Below are 17999 nucleotides of genomic sequence, written 5' to 3' on the forward strand. Positions count from 1 at the left end.
GTTCACACCGATGGTTAAATCAATCGCGCATTTAGCGTGAATTAACCGTTCGCCTTGTCCAGCTCACGGATAATGGCATCGCCCATTTCCGTGGTCGATACCTGCGTCATGCCCGCAGACATGATATCGCCAGTGCGAATGCCACTTGCAAGCACTTTTTGCACTGCTGTCTCTACAAGATCTGCCTCTTCGCCCATATCGAAGCTATAGCGCAACGCCATCCCGTAGGAGAGGATCGTTGCGATAGGGTTCGCGATATTCTGCCCCGCGATATCCGGTGCGGAGCCATGAACCGGCTCATAAAGGGCTTTGCGCCGTCCTGTCTCATCAACATCGCCGAGAGACGCCGATGGCAGCATGCCAAGTGAACCGGTCAACATCGCCGCACAGTCTGAAAGAATGTCGCCAAACAGGTTATCGGTGACAATTACATCAAACTGCTTGGGTTTGCGGACAAGTTCCATCGCGGCGGCATCCGCATACATATGGCTGAGCTCCACTTCGGGGAACTCGGTCTCGCCAATTTTAGTAACCTCTTCACGCCAGAGGACACCTGATTCCATGACATTTGCTTTTTCACTGGAGCAAACGCGATTATTGCGCTTCTTTGCCAACTCAAAGGCGACGCGGGCAACCCGCTGAATTTCCGGCGTCGTGTAAACCTGCGTGTTCACACCCCGGCGAACACCGTTCCCGAGGTCTTCAATCCCGCGCGGTTCCCCAAAATAGACGCCACCCGTCAACTCGCGCACGATCATGATATCCAGGCCGCTTACCAATTCCGGTTTCAGGCTGGATGCATCTACCAATGCATCAAAACAGACCGCCGGACGGAGGTTGGCGAATAGCTCGAGATCCTTGCGCAGACGCAAGAGGCCGCGCTCCGGTTTGATCGAGAAATCAAGGTTATCCCATTTCGGGCCCCCAACCGCACCAAGCAGGACGGCATCTACATTCTGCGCCTTTTCGACGACTTCGTCCGTCACCGGTATGCCGTGTTTATCGATGGACGAACCACCAACGAGATCTTCGTCAACATCGAAGGAAACGGCGCGATTATCTTCCATCCAGTTCACAATGCGGCGTACTTCGCCCATAGCTTCTGGGCCAATACCGTCGCCGGGCAAGATCAACAGGGATTTATTAGATGCCATAACAATACACTCTCAATTAATCGAAACTCAAACTACAGCCAAGGCTGCTGCATTTTGCGGGTTTCCTCATACTCTGTGACCTTATTTTCCTTTTTCAGGGTCAGGCCGATTTCATCAAGTCCCGTCAACAGGCAATGCTTGTTGAACTGGTCGATCTCGAATTGTATGACACCTCCGTCCGGGCCCCGGATTTCCTGAGCTTCCAGATCAATAGAGATTGTCGCGTTGGCGCCGCGCTCAGCGTCTTCCATTAGTTTACTGAGGTCTTCCTGAGATACCTCAATCGGCAAAATGCCGTTCCGGAAGCAATTGTTATGAAAGATGTCGGCAAAGCTCGTGGAAATAACGCAACGAATTCCGAAATCAAGCAACGCCCAGGGCGCATGTTCACGGCTGGAACCGCAACCAAAGTTGTCCCCGGCAATGAGAATTTCAGCGTTCCGGTATGCCGGCTGGTTCAGCACAAAATCTTCCTGCTCGCTGCCGTCATCCTTGTAACGCATCTCGGCAAAAAGGTTCTTGCCGAGACCTTTACGCTGAATTGTTTTCAGATACTGTTTGGGAATGATCATATCGGTATCGATATTGACCAGGGGCATTGGCGCGGCAACCGCCGTCAATTTGTTGAATTTTTCCATTTTCTTATTCCCTTATCCCAGTTCCCGAACGTCCGTCAAATGGCCGGTCACGGCTGCGGCTGCCGCCATTGCCGGGCTCACCAGATGGGTGCGGCCACCTTGGCCCTGACGCCCTTCAAAGTTCCGGTTGGAGGTTGACGCACAACGATCACCCGGCGCAAGTTTATCCGGGTTCATTGCCAGACACATGGAGCATCCTGGCTGGCGCCATTCAAATCCGGCGGCAACAAATATCTTGTCGAGCCCTTCAGCTTCCGCCTGAATTTTGACCAGTCCGGATCCCGGAACGATAATCGCGTTCACTGTATCCTTGACTTTCCGGCCCTCAACAATCTTGGCGACAGCGCGCAAGTCCTCAATCCGGCCGTTTGTGCAGGAGCCGATGAAGACATGATCTACCTCAATGTCGGAAAGCTTCATGCCGGCCGTAAGACCCATATATTTTAGTGCCCGCTCTGCCGCACCACGTTTGCCTTCGTCAGCGAAATCGGCAGGCGCAGGGACTGAACCCGTGATTGGCAATGCGTCTTCAGGACTGGTGCCCCATGTCACATAAGGAATTAACTCGCTCGCATCGAGCTCGACTTCCTTATTGAAATGAGCGCCTTCGTCAGACTTCAATGTCTTCCAGTAAGCCACAGCCTGTTCATAGGCTCCGGCTTTTGGCGCATATGGGCGACCCTTGATATATTCGAAAGTGGTTTCATCCGGAGCAATCAGGCCAGCACGTGCGCCCGCCTCAATTGTCATGTTGCAAAGGGTCATCCGCCCTTCCATGGAAAGCGAGCGAACCGCATCGCCGGCATATTCGATGACATGCCCGGTTCCACCTGCGGTACCTATCTTGCCGATAATGGCAAGCGCGATATCCTTCGCCGTAACCCCGAGAGGAATTTCCCCTTTTACGGTTACGCGCATGTTTTTCGCTTTCTCCTGAACCAGCGTCTGGGTTGCCAGCACATGTTCGACTTCGGAGGTACCGATCCCGTGGGCCAGAGACCCGAACGCACCGTGTGTCGACGTATGGGAATCACCGCATACGATCGTCATGCCCGGCAGGGTCAGGCCCTGTTCTGGTCCGATGATATGCACGATACCGCGCCGGTCGTCAGTCATCGAGAAATAGGGAACACCGAATTCCGCCGTATTGGCTTCCAGTGTGTCTACCTGCAGCTTGCTTTCAGGGTCCGTAATACCCTTCTCGATGTCCTTGGTCGGAACGTTATGGTCGGCAACTGCAAAAGTCGCGTCGGGGCGGCGAACCTTGCGCCCCGCGTTACGCAAACCTTCGAAGGCCTGCGGGCTGGTTACTTCATGAACAAGATGACGGTCGATGTATAGAATATAGGCTTCGTCTTCCAGTTGATCCACAACATGACTGTCCCAGATTTTGTCGTACAACGTTCTAGGGTTTCCCATTTTCTATCCTCGCAAATCGTCAAATTTTCTTATTCATTAATTTCCCGCAGGCGCGCCAACCGCCCGATTATTCGCCGCTCTTGCTCGCGTAACGGTCTTCACGACGTTCGCGAATACGGGCCTTCTTGCCACGCAGTTCGCGCAGGTAATACAGCTTCGCACGACGAACGACACCCTGGCGAACCAGTTCGATACGATCGATACGCGGGGAATAGAGCGGGAAAATACGCTCCACACCTTCACCGTAGGAAATTTTCCGGACCGTGAAGTTGGCATTGATGCCGCCGCCATTGCGGGCGATGCAGACACCTTCGAAGGCCTGGACACGCTCACGTGTACCTTCAACAACCTTCACATGTACCCGAAGGGTATCCCCGGGACGAAACTCAGGCACAGGACGTTCTGCTGTGAGTTTTTCGATTTGCTCTTGCTCTAGCTTTTCAACCGTATTCATGGCTTTCACCCTTTTCTCAAAAATTACGCTTCCGTCGGTCCCACAGGTCCCGCCGTCGTTCCTTTGTCAACTCTTCAGACTGGCGAGTTCGCCACTCCTTTATTTTCTCGTGATGCCCCGAAAGCAGAACTTCCGGAACCGCCCGGCCTTCCCAGACCGATGGACGGGTGTAATGGGGATATTCCAACAACCCATCCGCAAAACTCTCTTCTTCCAGCGACTCTCTGTTGCCGGTTACCCCGGGCAGCAAGCGCACCACCGCATCCAATAATGCCAGCGCCGCAACCTCGCCGCCGGACAGGATGAAGTCGCCAAGGCTGACTTCTTCCACATTGCGGGTTTCCAGGACCCGCTGGTCGACCCCTTCAAAGCGGCCGCAGATCATAACCGCACCTGGCCCATCCGCCAGTTCCCGGACAAATCCCTGATCCATCACCCGGCCGCGGGGACTGAAATAAATCACCCGCGTAACGTCTTTAGACGCCGCAAGTGCCGCATCAATCGCGGGACCCACCACATCCGGCCGCATCACCATTCCGGCACCACCACCAAAGGGACTGTCATCGACGCTGCGATGCTTGCCAATGGCAAAATCGCGAATATCTCTGACCGTCAGGTCCCAAGCCTTCTCCGCAAGTCCCCTGCCCGCCAGGCTTAACCCCAGCGGCCCCGGAAACATCTCCGGGAAAAGGCTTAAAATATGGGCGGTCCAGACCATCCGCTCTTCCCTCTTCCCGACTCAGTCACGTTACGGCTTTACCGTATTCTCCGGGTTTTCCGGAACCTCAAAGAAGTCCTCGTCCAACTCTACCACGACCCGGCCACCGGAAATATCCACCTCCGGCACCAAATCGACCGTGAAGGGAACTAGTACTGCGGCTTTCGCGCCTTTTCCCTCCGGCACGATCTCCAGCATGTCCCCAGCGCCAAAATCATGCAGGCGCAAAATAGTACCGAATTTCGTTCCGTCCTGAAAGAACACAGGCAAACCGATCAGGTCCGCATGATAGTATTCTTCCTCTTCTTTCGTTTCGGGCAATCTGTCCCGCGACACATAGAGCTCTGTCCCCTTCAGGGACTCAGCCGCGTTGCGATCTGATATACCCTTAATCCGCGCCACCGGCAAACCTTTGCTGAGCCCGACGACCTTCAGTTCGAAAATCGACTTTCCCGACGCATCCTTCAAAGGTCCATAGGCAGCAATATCTTCAGGCTGTTCGGTGAAGCTTTTTACCTTCACCTCGCCCTTGATGCCCTTTGCCCCGACGATCACGCCCAGCAGCAACATGTCTGCTTGCGGCATAGAATAACGTCCTTACGCTTCAGCCTGCTTATCAGCATCCTCGGCAGGCGCCTCTTCGGCCGGAGCAGCGCCCTCAGCCGGAGCTTCAGGCTGTGCAGCCGCTTCAGCAGCTGCTTCTTCGGCAGCCAGACGTGCTTCTTCCTGCTCCCGCAGGCGTTCCTGTGCCTTCGCTTTTGGCTTGGCTTTTTCAGGGTTGTTGCGAACCGGCTTCTCGCCGAGACCTGCAGTCGCCATCAGACGGGCTACACGGTCTGTTGCTTTCGCGCCATTGCCGATCCAGTACTGGATCCGCTCCCCGTTCAGGGATACGCGGTTTTCATTGTCCTTCGGCAGCATCGGGTTGTAAGTGCCCAGACGCTCAATGTACCGTCCATCGCGCGGGCTGCTGGCTTCAGCAACGACAACGCGGTAGAAGGGACGCTTTTTTGCGCCCTGACGGGTTAGGCGAATCTTAAGTGCCATATTACGCTCTTTCCTTTAACAAACTCAATTTCGATTAAAACTTCATTCCTGGCGGCAAAAGCCCCTGCATGCCTCCGCGTGCAATGCCTTTCTTACCAAGCTTTTTCACTTTTTTCATCATGCCTGCCATCTGCTTATGCTGTTTGAGCAGACGGTTGACATCCTGAACTGTCATGCCGGAACCCGCCGCGATACGTTTCTTGCGGGAGGCGGCAATAATTTGCGGGTTGCGCCGTTCCTTCGGCGTCATTGATTGGATCATGGCTTCCTGACGGACAAGTAATTTGTCATCAAGATTGGCGTTGTCCAGCTGCTTCTTCATCTTGCCAACGCCGGGCAGCATACCGATCAGGCTGTTCATGCCGCCCATTTTGCGCATCTGGCGCAACTGGCTCGCCAGATCATCAAGATCGAACATGCCCTTTTGCATTTTAAGGGCTAGTTTTTCGGCCTCATCCTTCTCAATCGTCTCCGCCGCCTTCTCAACCAGCGAGACGATATCGCCCATGCCGAGAATGCGGTTGGCAATCCGGTCCGGGTGAAAAGTCTCCAGCGCGTCCAGCTTCTCACCAGTACCGAGGAGCTTGATCGGGCAGCCGGTTACTTCGCGCATGGACAGCGCGGCACCACCGCGTCCGTCACCGTCGATCCGGGTCATGACGATACCGGTAACATCGACACGGGACTTGAACTGCTCGGCCACATTGACCGCATCCTGACCGGTCAAGCTATCTACAACCAGCAAGGTCTCTGTCGGATGGGTTTCCTTATAGACGGCCTCCATTTCGGCCATCAGGGATTCGTCTACATGCAGCCGACCCGCAGTGTCGAGCATGACTACATCGATACCCTGCAGCTTTGCCGACTGGACGGCGCGCTTTGCGATATCGACCGGCATCTGCCCTTCGATAATCGGCAGGGTCGCAATCCCTGTCTGCTCACCCAGAATCTTGAGTTGTTCCTGAGCCGCGGGGCGACGTACGTCGAGAGAGGCCATCATGACCTTCTTGCCCTGCTTCTCCGTCAGCCACTTGGAAATTTTCGCGGTTGAAGTGGTCTTACCGGAGCCTTGCAGACCGACCATCATGAAGACGACCGGTGGAACGGCGACGAGGTTGAGTTCCTGTTGTTCCGATCCAAGCATCTCGATGAGCTGGTCGTGAACAACCTTGATCACCATTTGCGCCGGATTGACGGATTTCAGAACTTCCGTCCCCACCGCTCTGGTTTTGACCCGCTTGATGAAGCTTTTGACAACAGGCAGCGCGACATCCGCCTCAAGAAGAGCAACGCGAACTTCGCGCAACGCTTCCGCGACGTCTGCTTCCGTGAGTGCGCCGCGCTTGGTCAACCGCCCAAGCACATCACCCAGTCTGCCTGTCAAACTTTCAAACATTCAGTTCTAAACCCGTTCAAAATCCACATTTCAGACGTCGAATCAAACAACGCAAAAAACGCCAGGGCGCGAAACTCGCGGGCTGGCGGATACCGTTACGGCACTTCTATGTTGCGACTCGACTGTCGTGATTGGCTGGAATTAGCCATAGGCACCGCCATAAGTCAAGCAGAACTCATCAGCACAACGTGATAAATATACTGGACCGGACGCACCGAAACGCCTATATCGCGGGATATGGATCAGATACCCTTCATAAAGATGCACGGCCTCGGCAATGATTTTGTGATCATTGACGGACGGGAGCAACTGCCAAAACTTTCGGTTGCGGCCCTGCGCGCTATTGCCGACCGGCATCGGGGGGTCGGCTATGACCAGTTGATTGTCATGGAACCAGCGACAAATGGCGCGGACGTCTTTATGCGTATTTATAACTCCGATGGCAGTGAGGCTGAGGCCTGTGGAAATGCAACCCGTTGCGTCGCCCATCTCCTTATGGAAGAATCGGACAGTCGCTCGGTAACGATAGAGACATGCGCCGGACTCCTGGGAGGGACGACTGAAGACCGTCAGCATATCGTGATTGATATGGGGTCTCCTAAGATGGGGTGGCAGGATATTCCTCTTTCCCGCGAGGAGGATACAATGCATATCAATCTGACGGTCGGGCCGCTCAGCAATCCCGTAGGCGTCAATATGGGGAATCCCCATGCTGTGTTCTTCGTTGAGGATGCCGATACTGTCGATCTTGAAAAATGGGGGCCCATCGCAGAGACGGATCCTCTTTTTCCCGAAAAAGCCAATATCAGCGTTGCCAGCAAGATGAAAAACGGTGATATCCGTCTGCGGGTCTGGGAGCGTGGTGTCGGAATTACGCTCGCTTGCGGGTCGGCCGCATGCGCCACGATGGTGGCCGCCAATATCAGGGGCATTGCGGGTAAAAAGGCAACATTACATCTGAACGGTGGCCCGCTTGATATGCGGATTAGCGATAACGGTCATGTTTTCATGGGTGGTCCCATCGCGATTTCTTTTCGGGGCGCGCTTGATGCGAGCCTGCTGGCGGGGGCCGTGTAATGGGGGAGATCAAGCCGCTTGAGGCGCCGGAAATCATTACCTTCGGATGCCGCCTGAATACGTATGAGTCAGAAGTGATGCGCGGACATGCGATGTCGGCCGGAATGTCCAATGCGGTTATCATCAACAGCTGCGCCGTCACGAATGAGGCGGAACGACAAGCCCGGCAGGCCGTCCGCAAGGCTCGCCGCGAACATCCCGATGCCAAGATCATTGTCACCGGCTGCGCCGCACAAACAAATCCGGAGCAATTCTCCAAAATGCCGGAAGTTGACCAGATTCTCGGCAATATGGAAAAGCTGGAACCGCAGTCCTTCGGCCTGGAACAGTCAGAACGCATACAGGTAAATGATATTATGTCCGCCGAAGAAACCGCCGGGCATCTTATTGAGGGATTTGATGGTCGCGCCCGCGCCTTTTTGCAGATCCAGAATGGCTGCAATCATCGCTGCACTTTCTGCATCATTCCCTATGGACGCGGCAATAGCCGGTCCGTGCCCATGGGCGCGATTGTCGATCAGGCGCGCTCCCTCACCCGGAATGGATATAAGGAATTTGTTCTCACGGGTGTCGATATCACAGCCTATGGCGAGGACTTACCGGGACGACCGACGCTCGGGCAAATGTGCCGTCGCCTGCTCGCTGCCGTTCCAGAAATCGCGCACCTTCGTCTTTCTTCGCTTGATCCGGTCGAAGTGGATGATGACCTGTGGCGCCTGATTGAAACAGAACCACGTCTGATGCCGCATCTGCATATCAGCCTGCAGGCCGGCGATGATATGGTCCTCAAAAGAATGAAACGGCGCCATTTGCGCGAAGACGTCTATGATTTCGTCGAAAAGGCACGGCAGCTTCGTCCCGACGTCGTTTTCGGCGCGGATATCATTGCCGGGTTTCCGACGGAAACAGATGAGATGGCGGCAAACAGCCTTAAGCTGGTTGAAGAGTGCGACATCGCCTATATGCATGTGTTTCCCTATTCCGCCCGTCCTGGCACACCCGCCGCAAAGATGCCGCAGGTTCCGGGCGATGTCCGGAAGGCGCGCGCCGCTGATCTTCGGGCCGCCGGCGATAGCAACCTTGCACGGTTCCTTGAGAGACTGGTTGGGACGGAACAGACGGTGCTGGTTGAGAATGAGACGACGGGACGGACACGTCATTATGCGCCGGTTGAGCTTGAATTCAAGGCCACCGGAGGCGAGATTATTCCTGTCCGCATAACCGGGACAGACGGCAAAAAAGTCTTTGCAGTACCCGCCGAGAATAGAGGCCAATGAGCGACACAAAAGAAAAAAAGGGCTGGTTCAGCCGCCTGCGCGACGGGCTCAAACGTTCCTCCACCGCGATTTCCGGCGGAATTACTGATATCTTCACCAAACGCAAGCTTGACGACGATGTCATCGAGGAATTGGAGGAACTGCTCATCAGCGCGGACCTTGGCGTAACGACTTCCGCCAGAATTTCCGCCAATATTGCCAAGAACCGCTATGACAAGGAGATTGCGCCGGAGGAAATCCGCGCAGCGCTTGCTGAGGAAGTTACGGCGATCCTCGATCCGGTGGCGGCTCCCTTTCTTCTTGATGAGAGCCGCAAGCCACATGTTGTTCTGGTGGTCGGTGTCAATGGCTCCGGCAAGACAACGACGATCGGCAAGTTCGCCAAGCAATATCGCGCGGCGGGCAAAAAAGTGGTTCTTGCCGCTGGAGATACTTTCCGCGCAGCAGCGGTAGAGCAGCTTCAGATATGGGGCCAGCGGACCGGATGCGATGTCATCACCACGAAAGTTGGTGGCGACGCGGCGGGTCTGGCGTTCAGCGCGCTTGAAAAAGCAAAGGCTGATGGCGCGGATTTGCTGCTGATCGATACCGCCGGAAGGTTGCAGAACAAATCCGACCTGATGGCCGAGCTTGAAAAGGTCCTTCGGGTGATCAAGAAGCTTGATCCCGATGCCCCGCATTCCTGTCTTCTCGTACTTGATGCCACCACAGGACAGAATGCCCTGAACCAGGTCGAAATTTTCGGCAAAATCTGTAACGTTACGGGACTGGTGATGACCAAGCTGGATGGGACTGCCCGCGGCGGCGTCCTTGTCGCGATCGCTGATCGCTTCGGGCTGCCTGTTCATGCCATCGGCGTTGGAGAAGGCGAAGATGATCTGCAACCCTTTGCCGCAAGTGATTTCGCGCGCGCCCTGTCAGGCGCCGGCGCCAACTAGGAAGGACACCATAAGGATGGCGACTGGAAAAGATATGCAGAAAGGATTGAAGCCGGCAACAGAACTCGGCCCGATTCTTGTCTTCTTTGCCGCCTATTATTTCGGCGACCTCTTTATTGCAACCGGCGCCATCATGATCACAACGCTGATCGCGCTAGCCATCTCCTATTACTATACCCGCAGCCTTCCCATGATGCCGCTGGTCACCGCGATCGTTGTCATGGTTTTTGGCGGGCTGACCCTCTATCTGAACGATGAAACCTTCATCAAGATGAAGCCGACGATCATCTATGCCATTTTTTCGGTCATCCTGTTCGCCGGTCTCCTGCTCGGAAAATCCTTTGTTAAAATCCTGTTTGATAATTTCTGGAACCTGGATGATAACGGCTGGAAGAAGCTGACGGTGCGTCTCGCTGCCTTTTTCCTTCTCATGGCCGTCGCCAATGAGATCGTCTGGCGCAATTTTTCGACGGAACTATGGGTGAATATCAAGGTGTTTGGCTTCACCGCCGCGACCTTCCTCTTTTTCATCTCCCAGGTCCCGTTGATCACGCGCCATATGAAACAGGAAAAACCTCACACGGACGCATGACACTCCGCTATTTTCCACTCGACGGCTCTGATTTCCGCCTGACCATGGGCTTGCAGGCATTAAGGGATCGCTCCTTCCTTGATATCGATGAGCATTATGAGAATGATATCGCTGAGAAGCGCCGCCTTCTGGTGAAACATCGCGATCTGGTCTATTCCGACACGGAAGGCACGCAGGCTGCGCAAGAGAAAATCCACCATCTGGTTAGGCATGAACTCGCGGCAAAACATCCGGAAATAGCCCCCTCAACGGAACCGCAGGTCGAAGAGAGCCCACTCGTCCGGGCGGCGCTGCTGATACAGGAAGACCTCGTCCTAATGCGCGAATCTTCTGACGGCTATGTTCTTGCGGCTGCCTGTGTTTGCTTTCCGACGGGCTGGAATCTGATTGAGAAAGCCGGCCAGACCATAAAGTTCATCCACCAGCCTGTCCCCGGGTTAAATGACCGGCTGGGAAGCCCCATAGACCGGTTCTTCCGAAACCTGAAATCCTCCAAGAGGGTCGAAAGATTCAATTGGGGACTTTATGACAGCAGCGAGCTTTTCCAGCCCGGCTGGTGGCGCAGCAACCGACCTGTCGACATGTCAATATCGGCGAAAACCGTCGGCGAGAAGATATTCTTCCGCGTCGAACGCCAGACCCTGCAGAGGCTGCACGATAGCAAAGACATCCTCTTCACGATCCGGATATTCCACAACAGCCTCGCGGAGATTTGTGGCAATAAAGATCGTGCCGAACGGCTTCTCCATGGACTGCAGACAATGGACCCTCACATGCGTGCGTATAAATCGCTACCACGCTATGAGAAGCTCATAATGGACTATCTTGGGCGAGCGCTGGTCTAGTTACCAAACACTGTTGTCAGAATTTCCGTCGTCCGCTTCACCGGATCAGTGCGAATGGCCGCCTCTTCCTTGGCGAGATAATAAAACAGGCCTTCCAGCGTCATTTCCGTCGCATGGCCGGTCAGGTCAGACCTGATGTCCGGCACGAGAGGGTAGCTTTTATATTGTGAAACAAGATTGTCATAGGCAGTAAACGCCCCCACATCCTGCAACGACTGTTCAATAATCGGGCGAACCGTTTCTGTCAGGTCCGCCGTTGAAACCTTGCGAAAATACTGCGTCGCGGCGTCGTCCGGACCGTTGTATATCTCCCGAGCGTCGTCAAGCGTCATTTCGGAAATGGCAGCGTAGATAATTTCCTTTGTTTTGGGTGCGGCGGCTTCAGCGCCCCGGTTTAGTCGTTCCTCTACCTCGTCGGCCATGCCGGAGAGGCCAAACTTCTTCAACAAAGATTGAGCTTGTTGCATTTTTTCGGGCAGCGGAATATGGATTGCGGGATCGGCGTAATAGCCGTCTGTCGTTCCAATCTGCCCAACCACAGTTTCCGTGCCAACTCTCAAGGCCTCTTTCAAGCCGTCAGTGATTTGACCCGTCGATAGATTACTAGCTGCACTGCTACCTGCCCCGCCTGATCCTGAGGACGTCGTATCGGTAATCGTTTTTTGCAGCTTGTCCAGCAACCCCGCCTGCAGGTTCGTCGAACCGGCGAACGTCAAAGCGACCCCCATCGCCACGACTGCTATTGTTTTGTTCATGATAGAAATCCTCCAATAAGTCTGTTAGCGACGCAAAATTTGATACGATTTTTCAAGCATTTCCCCGCTCGCATTTGCAAAAGGCGCGAAATAATCCTCGTCCTTAATCTGCATATACTGATGTAGGGCCCAATAAACAGTAGGAAAGGCCAGATCTTCCCAGGGGATATTCTCCCACTCAAAAAGGCGTACCTCCAATGATTCCGGTCCGGCGGAAAATTCCGGGCGATCCAGCTCTGCCCGGTACATGATCTGAACCTGGCTTATGTGGGTCACGCTATAGAGGGCGAGAAGATCGCGTATACGGATGTTGGCATTTGCTTCTTCAAACGCCTCGCGCACTGCGCCGTCGGCAGTGGTCTCGTTCTGCTCGAGATATCCTGCCGGCAACGTCCAGTAACCTTTGCGCGGGTTGATCGCCCGCCTGCACAGCAAGAATTTTTCTTCAAAGGTAACAACTGAGCCAACAACAATTTTGGGATTGTCATAATGTATCCAGCCACAGTCGGCGCACACATGGCGCTCCATGTTATCCCCGTCGGGTATCTTTCGCTCAAAAGCGTAATCGTCTGGGTTTGGTGTCGACACAGCGTGACTTCACTCCATCCATAAAAGAGTAACGGTATCAATTTTTACCGGTAACGGAAAGGCTCTTTATCGCCTCCTTAGCGGCGGTATTTACAGGTGTTCCTGTCTCGGTCACAGCCTCAAGCCGGGTCCAAAGCTCAACCGCCTTCTCGTTATTCCCTTCCGCTGCTTCCGCAACTCCAAGATACCATAGAGCCTGGGGATGGTTAGGGTTTTGCTCGCGGATGATACGGTAGAGTTCAACGGCGGAAGCCGGCGGGACACCCGAATTGCCGGCCGCCTGAATCCGGGAAAACGCCTCAGCCTGGAGAGCAGCAAGACTGTCAGGTTTCAAGCTGCGTGCCTTGCGATAGGCCTCCGCTGATTTTTCGTAATTCTGAAGCGTGCCATAGGCTTGCCCAAGCCGCATGAGCCCCTCATATTCGGGTGTCTCCTCCATGCGCGTGGCCAGCCTGTTCACCATCTCGGCGATCATTTCCTGCCGGTCTTCTGCAGACATCGCGGCCGCAGCGGCAATATCCTCGGAACTTGGTCCTGACGTTTCAGAAGATGCCTTTTTGCGTTCGAAAAGATCGCCCGTATCGGTACCGGTTTGTTCTGCTGTTTGTTCAATGCGACTCGCCAGAACCGGCATATAGGGAGCGTCCGCCGGGCTCTCTTCATAAAGTGCAATCCATTTTTCCAGCGCACCCGATGTGTCCCCTTGCTGCGCATCGCGAACCGCTAGGTAATAGCGGGCGCCTGGATTACTGGGGTCAATCGCGATCGCCTTCTCGAATGCATCTTCTGCATTGGGCGTGATTTTCCCCTCTGCCGCAAAATAGTAATTTTCCCCTGCGCCAACAAATAGTGCCGCCGCATTAGGCGCCAGCAGGGTCGCCTTCATGTAGGTTTCCGCAGCTTCATCATACCTTTCCAGGCGACTCAATGTCCGTGCAAGCAGAACCCATCCCTCCAGATTATCCGGCTGGGCCTTCAATGCATCGACAAGTCGCTGAATCAGGGAAGCGACATCCTGTGTTTCAAGGGCAGCCCGCTCCGCCTCGATATTCCGTGCCATCAGGGGACGGGCCGGTGTATCCGGGGAGCCGAGGTCAGCGTATAGCGCAAAAGAAATTGCCGGAACTGCAACTGCAAGCGTTATGGCAATTGGCCACCCAGCCTTGTGCCCTGAAGAGAGGGAGTTTTTTCCACTCGCACGATCCATTCGGAGCATACGCCGCTTGATTTCCGTTTCCATAGCCTCAGCCTCGGACTGGCTCATGACACCGCGAGCCACATCGGAGGCAAGTTCATCGAGCTGTTGCCTGTAGACTTCAAGCCCCTGGTCCGCATGATCGCGCAAGCGTCCGCCCGTCCGCAGGAAAGGCCAGACGAGAATAGCAATCGCCAACAATAGAACTACAGAAAAGACGATCCAAATCATGAATTCTGTCCGGTCTCATCTGATTTTAGTAACCGGTTGACTTCCGCCTCTTCCGTTGTGGAAAGCTTGGTGCGCGATTCATCTTCCACAAGGCGGTTACGACCTCGCAGAAAAACAACCATTGCAAAAGCACCAAGAATGAAAATTACAGCAGGGCCAAGCCAGAGAAAAACGGTGCTTATTTTAAAGGGTGGATTGAGAAGAACCCAATCCCCATAACGATCGACAAGGAAGCCCCGAACCTCCTCATCAGATTCCCCAAGCGCAATCCGTTCCCTGACAATCTGGCGGAGATCTTTCGCCAATTCCGCGTTGCTGTCGAGGATGGACTGATTCTGGCAAACCAGGCAGCGTATTTCGGCTGATATTTCCAGCGCCCGTGCCTCCAAGACCGGATCCTTGAGTTTCTCCTCAATAAATACAGCCGTGGCCGAAAGAACGAGGAATGGCGCGAGCAGCATGGACAGCATCAACAGGCGAAAAGATGATTTCACGACCCGGCCTCATTCAAAAGTGGGCGGATACGGCTTTCGAACATATCCGGACTGACCGGACCAATAATTTTATCGAGGATTTTACCATCCGGGCTGATGACAAATGTTTCGGGAACGCCATAAACACCAAAATCGATCCCAACCCGACCTTTCAGGTCCATACCCGTACGCTTATAGGGATTTCCGTGACGGGCCAGCCATTTGGCGGCCCCGTCTGGCGTATCCTTGTAATTCAGGCCAAAGATATCAACCGTATCCTGCGCCTTCAGCTCCATAAAAAAGGGATGTTCAGCCATACAGGCCACACACCAGGACGCGAAAACATTCAGCAAAATTACCTTGCCTGTCGCAAGATCTTCTTGCGCCAACCCCGGCCCATAACCAGGAACCGGTTCCAGCGAAAATTCTGGAGCCGGCTTGCTTACGAACTCGGTCGGTATTTCCGTCGGGTTTAGGTTGAAGAGTGCGTACCACATCATGGCGGCAATACCGACAAAGGTCACAACAGGGATCAGGAACCGTATCCGCATTTTCCTATCCTTTCGCGCCTGACAGGCTTTCAGTGGCAGCCTCCTGCTGACGCGCCCGCCGCGCCGCGCCAAGCCGCAGCCGCCTGTCACTCAGGCTCAACGCGCCACCGAGGAACATGACAAAGGCACCGATCCAGATCCAGGAGATAAAGGGCTTGTGATAAATCCTCACCGCGTAGCCGCCCTTGCCATCTTCTTCCCCAATGACCGCGTAGAGGTCCGCACTCAGCATCGGGCGTATAGCGGCTTCGGTCGTTTCCATGGGCGGATCGCTATAGCGCCGCTGTTCCGGATACAGATAGACACCCTTTTCGATTCCCGTTGATGCGAGAAAAGTACCGCGCACCGCATCATAGTTAGGCCCGGCAACCGTTTCTGCCCCGTCAAACCTGAAATCATACCCGCCGACAGACACAATTTCTCCTGGTCGCATCACGCCAAGATGTTCCGTTTGCCAGGTTTCCGAGGCCGTTATCCCCAAGATAACCAGAGCGACGCCAATATGCGCGACCGTCATGCCATGAGCGCTTCTCGGAAGCTGGGTCATCCGCCGCCAACTGGCCGACAAAGGACCGCGAAACAATTTTATTCTTTCCGTCCACTCAAGCAGCGATCCAATGACAAGCCACCCAAACAGGCCTAGGCCGACAAGCGCCATAATTGGCGTATCCGTCTGCTGCCACCAGATTACGCCGACGAGCAGGAGCGAAAGCAACAGCGCGAACTTAAGACGCGATACCACGCCCGCAAGATCCCCCCGCTTCCAGGCGAGAAAGGGTCCGAAGGCCATGGCAATTATGAGCGGGATCGCGAGGGGAATGAAGGTGGCCTCAAAATACGGCGGTCCAACTGAAACCTTGGCGCCGGTAATGGCATCCAGAAAAATCGGGTAAAGTGTCCCAAGCAATATGGTTGCTGTCGCGGTAGAGAGAAGCAGGTTATTGAGAACCAGTGCCCCCTCCCGACTGATCGGCGCGAAAAGGCCTCCGCCCTTCATCATCGGCGCGCGAATTCCGTACAGCAGCAAGGATCCACCAATTACGACAATCAGGAACATCAGGATAAAGACACCCCGCGCCGGATCGGTGGCAAAGGCATGAACGGAATTAAGTACGCCGGAACGAACCAGGAAAGTGCCCAACAGACTCAGGCTAAAGGCAACAATCGCCAGCAATATGGTCCAATTTTTCAGGGCATCCCGCTTTTCAACAACAATGGCGGAATGCAAAAGTGCCGTTGCCGCCAGCCAGGGCATAAAGGAGGCGTTCTCAACGGGGTCCCAGAACCACCAGCCGCCCCAGCCGAGTTCATAATAAGCCCACCACGATCCCAGAGCTATTCCGATTGTCAAAAACCCCCAGGCCGCCAGTGTCCATGGACGCACCCATCTGGCCCAGGCTGGATCAACCTTCCCTTCAATCAGTGCAGCAATGGCGAAGGAGAAGGTTATGGATAGCCCGACATAGCCGAGGTAAAGAAACGGGGGGTGGAAGGCAAGACCGGGATCCTGCAGAAGCGGATTAAGGCCACTCCCGTCAAGCGGGGCAGGATCGATCCGCTCAAACGGGTTAGACGTAAACAGGATGAACATCAGAAACCCAACACCGACAAGGCCCTGGACGGAAAGCACGCGCGCTTTCAGGCTATCCGGCAGGTTGCGGCCAAAAACAGCAACAGCGAGGCCAAAAAGAGCCAATATCCAGCTCCAGAGCAGGAGTGACCCTTCATGGTTACCCCAGACACCGCTTATCTTGTAGAGCATGGGCTTCAGAGAATGGGAATTGTTCGCCACGTTGAGAATTGAAAAATCACTGGTGATATACCCGACAGTCAGGCAAATGAAAGCAGCGGTAATAGCGGCGAACTGAACGAAAGCAGCATTATTCGCGAACCGCATCATGGGCTGGCTGTTCCGTGCGGCGCCGATTAGCGGAAAGACACCCTGAAATATCGCCGTTATGAGTGCCAATATAAGAACAAACTGACCAATTTCCGCGACCATCAGTTGTCACCCTCCGGCTTCCATTGTCCGGCTTTTTTGAGCGCGTCCGCCACTTCCGGCGGCATGTAATTCTCATCATGCTTGGCAAGAACATTGGTCGCGACAAAGACACCATCTTCGGTGAATGACCCTTCCGCGACAACGCCCTGGCCTTCACGGAACAGGTCAGGGAGCAACCCTTCAAAAGTAACCGGCACCGCCTTGTTCAAATCGGTTACATTAAACCGGGTCACGACCCCATTTTTCTCGACACTGCCTTCTTCAACGAGTCCGCCCAGACGAAAATTCCTTCCGGCAGGGATTGGTTTCTCGACAAGGTCAGAGGGGCTTCGGAAGAATACAAGGCTATCCTCAAAGGATGTCAGCACAAGTGCCGCCGCGATCCCAAGAACGCTCATTCCCGCAAGAACGAAATATAATCGCCGCTTTTTCCGGGTCATGACAGGCTTTCTTCAGTTGACGAAGAGATGTTCCGTCCGCTTTGCTTTTGCCGACGGCGTTCGAGCGTCGCAAGTTCTTTTTCTACGATAGTCAGGCGTCGGCGGCTCGATAGATAAAGCACCAGCAGCACAAAAGCGGATACTGCAAAGCACGGCCAGATAAACAGCCCATACCCACCCATATCAAAATATGTTGCAACCTGATCCAA

21 protein-coding genes are annotated in these 17999 nt (G+C 54.5%); 5 read left to right on the top strand and 16 right to left on the bottom strand.

Annotation, left to right across the window (positions count from 1 at the left end):
* Positions 1-41: 41 nt before the first annotated feature.
* From leuB to ffh, 8 genes are all read right to left on the bottom strand, one after another.
* The gene (gene leuB / locus J0X12_RS02365) at positions 42-1154 is read right to left on the bottom strand and encodes a 3-isopropylmalate dehydrogenase (RefSeq protein ID WP_207041707.1); all 1113 of its coding nucleotides are present in this window, start codon (positions 1152-1154) and stop codon (positions 42-44) included.
* 32 nt (positions 1155-1186) lie between these two features.
* Positions 1187-1792 (bottom strand): 3-isopropylmalate dehydratase small subunit, encoded by a 606-nt coding sequence (gene leuD, locus J0X12_RS02370; protein ID WP_207041709.1) that lies wholly within the window; start codon positions 1790-1792, stop codon positions 1187-1189.
* Between the two features lie 12 nt (positions 1793-1804).
* Positions 1805-3211, bottom strand: a complete 1407-nt coding sequence (leuC, locus tag J0X12_RS02375) for a 3-isopropylmalate dehydratase large subunit (protein ID WP_207041711.1) — start codon at positions 3209-3211, stop codon at positions 1805-1807.
* Positions 3212-3278: 67 nt separating this feature from the next.
* Positions 3279-3665 (bottom strand): 50S ribosomal protein L19, encoded by a 387-nt coding sequence (rplS, locus tag J0X12_RS02380; protein WP_207041713.1) that lies wholly within the window; start codon positions 3663-3665, stop codon positions 3279-3281.
* Between the two features lie 16 nt (positions 3666-3681).
* Positions 3682-4383 carry a tRNA (guanosine(37)-N1)-methyltransferase TrmD gene (gene trmD, locus J0X12_RS02385; RefSeq protein ID WP_207041715.1) on the bottom strand — a complete coding sequence of 234 codons (702 nt, stop codon included), beginning with the start codon at positions 4381-4383 and terminating at the stop codon, positions 3682-3684.
* Between the two features lie 30 nt (positions 4384-4413).
* On the bottom strand, positions 4414-4968 hold the full coding sequence (gene rimM, locus J0X12_RS02390; protein WP_207041717.1) for a ribosome maturation factor RimM: 555 nt from the start codon (positions 4966-4968) through the stop codon (positions 4414-4416).
* 12 nt (positions 4969-4980) lie between these two features.
* Positions 4981-5430 (bottom strand): 30S ribosomal protein S16, encoded by a 450-nt coding sequence (gene rpsP / locus J0X12_RS17655; RefSeq protein ID WP_207041726.1) that lies wholly within the window; start codon positions 5428-5430, stop codon positions 4981-4983.
* 34 nt (positions 5431-5464) lie between these two features.
* Positions 5465-6826: a signal recognition particle protein gene (ffh, locus tag J0X12_RS02400; RefSeq protein ID WP_207041728.1), complete on the bottom strand. Its 1362-nt coding sequence runs from the start codon at positions 6824-6826 to the stop codon at positions 5465-5467.
* Between the two features lie 237 nt (positions 6827-7063).
* On the opposite strand from ffh, the gene dapF reads away from it, so the two are divergent.
* The 5 genes from dapF to J0X12_RS02425 are packed head-to-tail and all read left to right on the top strand — an operon-like array spanning position 7064 to position 11555.
* A complete protein-coding gene (dapF, locus tag J0X12_RS02405; RefSeq protein ID WP_207041730.1) occupies positions 7064-7903 on the top strand; it encodes a diaminopimelate epimerase in 840 nt (279 codons plus the stop codon).
* On the top strand, positions 7903-9180 hold the full coding sequence (mtaB, locus tag J0X12_RS02410; RefSeq protein WP_207041738.1) for a tRNA (N(6)-L-threonylcarbamoyladenosine(37)-C(2))-methylthiotransferase MtaB: 1278 nt from the start codon (positions 7903-7905) through the stop codon (positions 9178-9180). Before dapF ends, mtaB begins: the two co-directional genes overlap by 1 nt.
* On the top strand, positions 9177-10118 hold the full coding sequence (gene ftsY, locus J0X12_RS02415) for a signal recognition particle-docking protein FtsY (protein WP_207041740.1): 942 nt from the start codon (positions 9177-9179) through the stop codon (positions 10116-10118). The genes mtaB and ftsY overlap by 4 nt, the downstream gene beginning before the upstream one ends.
* A 16-nt stretch (positions 10119-10134) precedes the next feature.
* A complete protein-coding gene (locus tag J0X12_RS02420) occupies positions 10135-10710 on the top strand; it encodes a septation protein A (protein ID WP_207041742.1) in 576 nt (191 codons plus the stop codon).
* Positions 10707-11555, top strand: coding sequence for a heme-dependent oxidative N-demethylase family protein (locus J0X12_RS02425; protein WP_207041743.1), 849 nt, complete (start codon positions 10707-10709; stop codon positions 11553-11555). Before J0X12_RS02420 ends, J0X12_RS02425 begins: the two co-directional genes overlap by 4 nt.
* Here J0X12_RS02425 and J0X12_RS02430 read toward each other — a convergent pair.
* From J0X12_RS02430 to ccmD, 8 genes are read right to left on the bottom strand one after another with little or no spacing between them, the layout of a single operon-like run.
* Positions 11552-12310 carry a DUF4197 domain-containing protein gene (locus tag J0X12_RS02430; RefSeq protein WP_207041745.1) on the bottom strand — a complete coding sequence of 253 codons (759 nt, stop codon included), beginning with the start codon at positions 12308-12310 and terminating at the stop codon, positions 11552-11554. The two genes, J0X12_RS02425 and J0X12_RS02430, sit on opposite strands and share 4 nt — an antisense overlap.
* Positions 12311-12334: 24 nt before the next feature.
* Positions 12335-12898: an NUDIX hydrolase gene (locus tag J0X12_RS02435; RefSeq protein WP_207041748.1), complete on the bottom strand. Its 564-nt coding sequence runs from the start codon at positions 12896-12898 to the stop codon at positions 12335-12337.
* A 37-nt stretch (positions 12899-12935) separates the two neighbouring features.
* On the bottom strand, positions 12936-14324 hold the full coding sequence (gene ccmI / locus J0X12_RS02440; RefSeq protein ID WP_207041757.1) for a c-type cytochrome biogenesis protein CcmI: 1389 nt from the start codon (positions 14322-14324) through the stop codon (positions 12936-12938).
* Entirely contained in the window at positions 14321-14818 is a 498-nt protein-coding gene (locus J0X12_RS02445; RefSeq protein ID WP_207041760.1) for a cytochrome c-type biogenesis protein CcmH, read from the bottom strand. Before J0X12_RS02445 ends, ccmI begins: the two co-directional genes overlap by 4 nt.
* Positions 14815-15348, bottom strand: a complete 534-nt coding sequence (locus tag J0X12_RS02450) for a DsbE family thiol:disulfide interchange protein (RefSeq protein ID WP_207041762.1) — start codon at positions 15346-15348, stop codon at positions 14815-14817. The genes J0X12_RS02445 and J0X12_RS02450 overlap by 4 nt, the downstream gene beginning before the upstream one ends.
* A gap of 4 nt (positions 15349-15352) precedes the next feature.
* Complete coding sequence (locus J0X12_RS02455; protein WP_207041764.1) at positions 15353-17350, bottom strand: heme lyase CcmF/NrfE family subunit; 1998 nt, start codon at positions 17348-17350, stop codon at positions 15353-15355.
* Complete coding sequence (gene ccmE / locus J0X12_RS02460) at positions 17350-17790, bottom strand: cytochrome c maturation protein CcmE (RefSeq protein WP_207041766.1); 441 nt, start codon at positions 17788-17790, stop codon at positions 17350-17352. The genes J0X12_RS02455 and ccmE overlap by 1 nt, the downstream gene beginning before the upstream one ends.
* On the bottom strand, positions 17787-17999 hold the full coding sequence (gene ccmD, locus J0X12_RS02465; protein WP_207041769.1) for a heme exporter protein CcmD: 213 nt from the start codon (positions 17997-17999) through the stop codon (positions 17787-17789). Before ccmD ends, ccmE begins: the two co-directional genes overlap by 4 nt.

This window comes from Sneathiella sedimenti (assembly GCF_017313765.1).
GTDB classification, from domain to species: Bacteria; Pseudomonadota; Alphaproteobacteria; order Sneathiellales; family Sneathiellaceae; genus Sneathiella; species Sneathiella sedimenti.

Excerpts from the sequence above, each read along its gene's own strand:
- leuB (WP_207041707.1), bottom strand. The coding sequence starts at position 1,154 with ATGGCATCTAATAAATCCCTGTTGATCTTGCCCGGCGACGGTATTGGC.
- leuD (WP_207041709.1), bottom strand. The coding sequence starts at position 1,792 with ATGGAAAAATTCAACAAATTGACGGCGGTTGCCGCGCCAATGCCCCTG.
- leuC (WP_207041711.1), bottom strand. The coding sequence starts at position 3,211 with ATGGGAAACCCTAGAACGTTGTACGACAAAATCTGGGACAGTCATGTT.
- rplS (WP_207041713.1), bottom strand. The coding sequence starts at position 3,665 with ATGAATACGGTTGAAAAGCTAGAGCAAGAGCAAATCGAAAAACTCACA.
- trmD (WP_207041715.1), bottom strand. The coding sequence starts at position 4,383 with ATGGTCTGGACCGCCCATATTTTAAGCCTTTTCCCGGAGATGTTTCCG.
- rimM (WP_207041717.1), bottom strand. The coding sequence starts at position 4,968 with ATGCCGCAAGCAGACATGTTGCTGCTGGGCGTGATCGTCGGGGCAAAG.
- rpsP (WP_207041726.1), bottom strand. The coding sequence starts at position 5,430 with ATGGCACTTAAGATTCGCCTAACCCGTCAGGGCGCAAAAAAGCGTCCC.
- ffh (WP_207041728.1), bottom strand. The coding sequence starts at position 6,826 with ATGTTTGAAAGTTTGACAGGCAGACTGGGTGATGTGCTTGGGCGGTTG.
- dapF (WP_207041730.1), top strand. The coding sequence starts at position 7,064 with ATGGATCAGATACCCTTCATAAAGATGCACGGCCTCGGCAATGATTTT.
- mtaB (WP_207041738.1), top strand. The coding sequence starts at position 7,903 with ATGGGGGAGATCAAGCCGCTTGAGGCGCCGGAAATCATTACCTTCGGA.
- ftsY (WP_207041740.1), top strand. The coding sequence starts at position 9,177 with ATGAGCGACACAAAAGAAAAAAAGGGCTGGTTCAGCCGCCTGCGCGAC.
- J0X12_RS02420 (WP_207041742.1), top strand. The coding sequence starts at position 10,135 with ATGGCGACTGGAAAAGATATGCAGAAAGGATTGAAGCCGGCAACAGAA.
- J0X12_RS02425 (WP_207041743.1), top strand. The coding sequence starts at position 10,707 with ATGACACTCCGCTATTTTCCACTCGACGGCTCTGATTTCCGCCTGACC.
- J0X12_RS02430 (WP_207041745.1), bottom strand. The coding sequence starts at position 12,310 with ATGAACAAAACAATAGCAGTCGTGGCGATGGGGGTCGCTTTGACGTTC.
- ccmI (WP_207041757.1), bottom strand. The coding sequence starts at position 14,324 with ATGATTTGGATCGTCTTTTCTGTAGTTCTATTGTTGGCGATTGCTATT.
- J0X12_RS02450 (WP_207041762.1), bottom strand. The coding sequence starts at position 15,348 with ATGCGGATACGGTTCCTGATCCCTGTTGTGACCTTTGTCGGTATTGCC.
- J0X12_RS02455 (WP_207041764.1), bottom strand. The coding sequence starts at position 17,350 with ATGGTCGCGGAAATTGGTCAGTTTGTTCTTATATTGGCACTCATAACG.
- ccmE (WP_207041766.1), bottom strand. The coding sequence starts at position 17,790 with ATGACCCGGAAAAAGCGGCGATTATATTTCGTTCTTGCGGGAATGAGC.